Source organism: Oribacterium sinus (genome assembly GCF_963537195.1).
Taxonomy (GTDB): Bacteria; Bacillota; Clostridia; order Lachnospirales; family Lachnospiraceae; genus Oribacterium; species Oribacterium sinus_A.
The window spans coordinates 1-5605 of sequence record NZ_CAUTEG010000128.1 but is presented as its reverse complement, the minus strand read 5'-3'; the positions used below and the strand labels follow the sequence as shown (position 1 = coordinate 5605).

The window sequence follows — 5605 nt, the reverse complement described above, 5'->3', positions numbered from 1 at the left end:
GGCAACAATCAAGCAGATGGCTATATTTTGTTTCTTTCTACTAATCAATAAATAGATAGCCGATAAAAAGTCTAAGGATAACGGAATTTTCCCCAAAAATGAATGACTGATTCCGCCATTATAATTAGCTCTTTGCCCTCTTATAGCTGCTACCGGAGTGATTTTCTTTACGGTAACGGTTGCATGAAAAGCAAATAGAAATACTATAAATAGATTCAGCAATAGGATTTCTAATCCTCTCATCACGTGAAAAGAATTTACCCACTTCATACCGCTTTCTGCCGTTATGGAGGGAATGAAAGTGGATGCCAGTACAGCAGATAATAAAATCCCTAGAACGCTTCCCATAAAGCCTAAGAAAATATATTGGAATACAAAGGATAGTCGAATTTCCCTATCGCTAATGCCTAGGGCTTTCATTACTCCAATTGTTTTAAAATCCTTATAAAAACTGTCTTTAATTCTAAAATACATTACCAGACAAACCACTATCAGAGTTACCATAGAAAAGAAAAGTATCGCAATACTGTAAACGTGTAATGTGGAGTGCATAGAATACCTAGCGGAAGCAATATCCGTATAGGTTCCATAAGGCGCCTCTTTGATGAGTGGGATAAAGTTTTGTTTTAAATCCTTATCTTCAGACTTAAGCAACAATAAAGCACTGCGGCTCTCATTTCCAAGAGAATTTTCCAATTCTGAGAAAGTTTTCTCCGGTACATCAAAGGCCATAACACCTCGATTACCATATAAAATATCCTCCGTAAAACCGGCAATCATAAAGGTCTTATACTCACCAAGGTATTTTATAGATAAATTTTCTCCTAATTGAAAACCAAATAAGGTCTTGCACAGATAAGGAACAAAGATGGCATTCTCCGGCTGAGTCTCCATTTTTTCCACAACATTGACAGTAGATAAAAGATTGTCTCTATCGAAATTCCGTATAATCCACGAGCCCTGTAATTCTTCCTCATTTTCTACAGATATTGCTGTTTTTAAAAAAATTAAAGCATCTTCGATTTCATAGGCGGAATTCATTTCTGATTCTTTAATTAAAGCTTCAATTTCCCCTCTTTTCTTTTCTAAGTATTCTCTGGGAAATATAGCACTATAGTCTGCACAGTTTGTTGCTTTATAAACAGCCTTAAACAGAGAAGAAAAGCTATCTTCCATGGAGAAGGATATGCCTATCAAGAGCGAAGACACCGCAATCAAGAAAACAAAGATAACAGATCCATAAACAGTTTTTTTGATTTTAGAAAGGTTAAAAAGTAATATTCTTTTTATCATCATTACCATCCCATTTCCTTTAAAAAGCCATCCAATTGTTTTATTCTTTCTTTGTCCTTATCTGCTGTATATTGTCCCAGATTACACTCCCCGCAAATCACTCCATCCTTTAAATACAGTATGCGATTTCCTCTTAAAGCTGCATTAAAGTCATGGGTAACCATTAAGACGCTTCTACCCTGTTGATGAATATTGCTTAATAGATCTAAAACTCTGCCTCCTGCTTCGGAGTTTAGTGCTCCTGTAGGTTCATCTGCAAACAATATGTCCGGCTCATTGATTTCCGCACGGACAACTGCAACTCTTTGTGCTTCACCTCCTGAAATGTCCGAGGGACTTTTATCCCAATTTTTTTCTTCAATATGAACCATTGAGAGCAGCCGCTTTGCTTTCTGCATAACTTCAGCATTATTTTTATTTCTTAACAGACCGCACAGCACAATGTTATCCAGAACCGTAAGATTATGAATCAAATTAATCTGTTGGAATACAAATCCACAGTGATTTCTTCTAAAGTCGGATAACGCATTATTGGATTTACCCGATATCTCTTCGTCTCTAAAGAAGACTCTTCCCAAGGAAGGCCTATCCATTCCAGAAAGCATATAGAGAAGAGTTGACTTACCGGAGCCTGATGCTCCCATAACCACAGTAAAATCCCTCTCATAAATTTCTAAATCTATATTCTTTAAGATGTGTTCACTATGGTTTTTCGTTGAAAAGCTTTTACAGAGCTTTTCCGTTCTAATGATTATATTTTTATCATGATTCACCATTTTGCATTCCTTTCATGGTTCATTTCTGCTTGCACGACCCTTTTTCTATATTGATTTTATCATTCAAAATCTTAGCAGTCTTTGCCTCTTCCTTAACAATTCTTAACTGACTCATCATGATTCTTAACTATATAATGCCCATGATTTGCTTTATTCCATTTTCTAAAATGCTACTGAAAATACAGACTCTGCAATCAATACTCTGTACGAACAAAAAATACTACAGGAAGTCTTCCTTTGAAAGTTTCCTGTAGTATCATCCATCTGATTAAGCCAATGGCAAATCTATCGTTACACAAAATTGATTCTCTATTTTATCAAAACGAATTCTTCCGCCGATTTTATCTATAATCTTTTTGCAAATATATAAGCCCAATCCGGAACCGGCAAAATCCTTGGCTTTTTTCCCTCTATAAAATCTTTGATCCACCAAGTGGATTTCCTCCTCTTCAATGCAATCTCCAAAATCACTAACAGATATTCGTAAGTACTGATCGGAAAAACAGGAAGATACAGTAATCTCCGTATTCGCATATTTATAAGAATTATTGATTATGTTATCGAAAACCTGCAATAGCCGATTCTTGTCTATTTTTATAATGCAGGAAGGAATGGATATTTCTCTGATATAGTTTTTGTAATCTGCACTACGAATAATATCTGTTACAACTTCACTACATTCTTCTCTTACAATAACTTCCATTTCCTCCAACTCATCTAATGTAGACTGCAATAAATTGGAAGCCAAAAGATTGATTTGCTCCGCTTTATCCATAATTATCATCATCTTTTTTCTTTTGGATTCGTTATCCTCTTGTAAAGCAAGAAGTTCTGTAGTTGCTTTTATGGAAGCAATCGGCGTTTTTATATCATGACTTAACGAGGCTATAAGCTCTTTTCTCTTTTTTAGAGCATTTTGCTCATTGATTTTAGCGTTTAAAAGCTTCTCTCTCATAATATCAAAGCTATTGGCAAATGTACTAAGAGCATTGTTACTATGAATACTGAGAGGCATCTCAAGATTTCCATCTGAAATTCTTTCTGCAAAAACTTTTAATTGGTCTAGTGGTTGAAGTATGGTTCTCCATATTTCAAATACCAGGATTGCAATAATAAGAAAAAACAAACTGTTAATCAGTAAATAGATATTTCTCATACGAATACTGTACGAAACGTAACGTTCATAATCTTCATTTAAAACAATAAGCTTTCCCACTACTTTCTCGTTTTTTACAATATCTATAATCGTATCTTTGTTTTTTATAGAGTCTTCCAATCCACGTCTCTTCATGAGCATGGATTCGTAAACAATATCTCCCTGCTCATTAATAACATAGAATGAAAGATTGCTTTTCCTATCTCGAAAAACACTGTCTTCCCAGTGCCCCCAGTTTTTTTCCACTGACTTTCTGATATAATTTACCTCAGCAAAATCGTTAGGCTTCTTCATTATCGGTAAAACCAACAATACTAGGGTAAGCCAGGAAAGGATCAAGATTAGTAGAAAATAGAGATACCCTTTTTTCATTGTCCTTCTCCTAATGTCAACATGTACCCTATCCCCCAAACCGTCCTTAAAACTTGCGGTTCGTTAGGATCTATCTCTATTTTTTCTCTTAATCTGCGAATATGGACATTTAGTGTATTATCTCCGGTGATACTATCCTGCCATACATTTTGGAATAATTCCTCTTTCGATATGGTTCTGCCTTGATTTTTCAGGAGATAGAAAAGTAACTTTTTTTCCATTCCTTTCAGCTTTATTCTTTCCCCGGCGTTATATAATTCTTCTTTTTTTAAATCAGCCTCACATCTTCCCACGCTCACGCCGTCTAATTTATCTTCCGGATAATATCGTTTCAAGAAAACCTGTATTTTAGCAAGCAAATAACTGAGGGCATAAGGCTTTTGTATATAATCATCCCCTCCGATATGTAAGGCTAAAATCATGTCATCCGTACTACTACGCGCACTGATAAAAATAATAGGTACATCCGTCATTTGACGGATTTTCTTACAAAGCTCAAACCCGGATTCATCACCTAAGTTAATATCCAGTAAAATCAACTTTACCCTATCCTTGGAAAGAACTTCAAAACATTGCTCCCGAGACTCAGCCGTAACAGTACTTATGCCAAATAAGTTCAAATATTCACTTGTAGCATCCAGCAAACTTTTCTCATCATCAATAATTAGACAATCATAAATCATAATAACAGCTCTACCTCACTTTCTGCTTCCCCCTGTATGCCTTCATAAATAGATGGTAGATTTGTAGATTTTTCGTTTTGATAAAACTTTACTGACTCTTTCTTTTATAATGACTTTTTCCTGCAAATAAAGCCGTGCCACTCCCCTTCCTGCAGCTCCTCCAGAATTTCCCATTCCTTCACTGCTTTCAGAGTCTTTCTGACTTCTTCCGCCTTTTCTTCCAAAATTCCGGAGGCAATAAAGATTCCTCCTTCTTCCAAAAACTTCGGCACTTCCGGTGCTAAGGCAATGATAACCGGCGCTAAAATATTGGCTAGAACCAATGAGAAGGGCTTTTCTTCACAACCTTTCCGAAAGGCCAGCTCTTCCTTTTCCTGTCCCAGGATATTTCCGATAAAAAGTGTCATCTGATCCTTAGAAAGGGTATTTTTCAAAAGATTTTCTTCCACTGCTCCCTCACAAAGGGGGTCTAAATCCGTGGCGAATACTTCCTTTGCACCCAACTTTAGTGCAGCAATGCCCAGAATTCCGGAGCCGGTTCCCAAATCCAGAACCCTTTCCTTTCCCTTTCCGTATTTTCCTAGAGCCTGAAGGCAGAGCTTGGTGGTTTCATGCTGTCCGGTTCCAAAGGTGGTGCCCGGGTCTACCGATAGCAGGATTTTTCCCTCTGCTTCCTTCGGGATTTCCTCCCAGCTTGGGCAGATGAAAAAGTCTCCCACGGCAAAGGAATGGAAGAAGTCATGCCAAGCATTCATCCAGTCCTTATCCTCCGTTTCGGATTGGGTAATGGTTCCCTTACCGACATTGCAGTAGGAGGACATATTTTCCAGCTCTTTTTTCAATGCTCTGAGAATTTCATCGCACTCTTCTTCCGTGAAAATGTTGGAGGAGTTCAAAGTATAGGAATGATCCACCAGGGGGTCGGAGAAGGCCTTTTCCACCTCTTCCTTTCGACTTTCCTTATCTTTTTGGGTAAGCACTTCCACATAAAAGGAAAGGGTGGCATCATCTATGCTGTCATCTCCCTCGGGATAAAGGTCTACAAACATCGTTTTCGCCTCTTCCTCGGTAATCCCCCGCTGGTCGGAAAACTCTACCCCCTCAATCCCCAATTCTTCCATAAGAAATGCGGCCAGAATCTCCTCAGCCTCTACAGTGGTGTCAATGCTATACTTACGCCAAACCATGCTTACCCCTTTCCTTCCTTCTTTCCCTCTTTTTTAACAGTAAAAAACAGGGGCTACAAAAAATCCGATATATCAAAACTGATATGCAGTATAGGTCTAAAATAGGGGTAATCTGAGCCCGTCAGTACTTGCGAAAAA

General features: G+C 37.6%; 5 protein-coding genes. All 5 read right to left on the bottom strand.

The features are described from left to right. On the bottom strand, window positions 1–1302 hold a 1302-nt coding region (locus tag RYL27_RS10580; protein WP_314967115.1), incomplete at its 3' end, for an ABC transporter permease. Then, window positions 1296–2069, bottom strand: coding sequence for an ABC transporter ATP-binding protein (locus tag RYL27_RS10575; RefSeq protein WP_314967113.1), 774 nt, complete (start codon window positions 2067–2069; stop codon window positions 1296–1298). The genes RYL27_RS10575 and RYL27_RS10580, both read right to left, overlap by 7 nt. 268 nt (window positions 2070–2337) lie before the next feature. Continuing rightward, entirely contained in the window at window positions 2338–3597 is a 1260-nt protein-coding gene (locus RYL27_RS10570; protein ID WP_308579632.1) for a HAMP domain-containing sensor histidine kinase, read from the bottom strand. After that, window positions 3594–4280, bottom strand: a complete 687-nt coding sequence (locus tag RYL27_RS10565) for a response regulator transcription factor (RefSeq protein ID WP_314967111.1) — start codon at window positions 4278–4280, stop codon at window positions 3594–3596. The genes RYL27_RS10570 and RYL27_RS10565 overlap by 4 nt, the downstream gene beginning before the upstream one ends. A 104-nt stretch (window positions 4281–4384) precedes the next feature. Beyond that, the gene (gene prmA / locus RYL27_RS10560; protein WP_314967109.1) at window positions 4385–5467 is read right to left on the bottom strand and encodes a 50S ribosomal protein L11 methyltransferase; all 1083 of its coding nucleotides are present in this window, start codon (window positions 5465–5467) and stop codon (window positions 4385–4387) included. Between the last annotated feature and the right edge of the window lie 138 nt (window positions 5468–5605).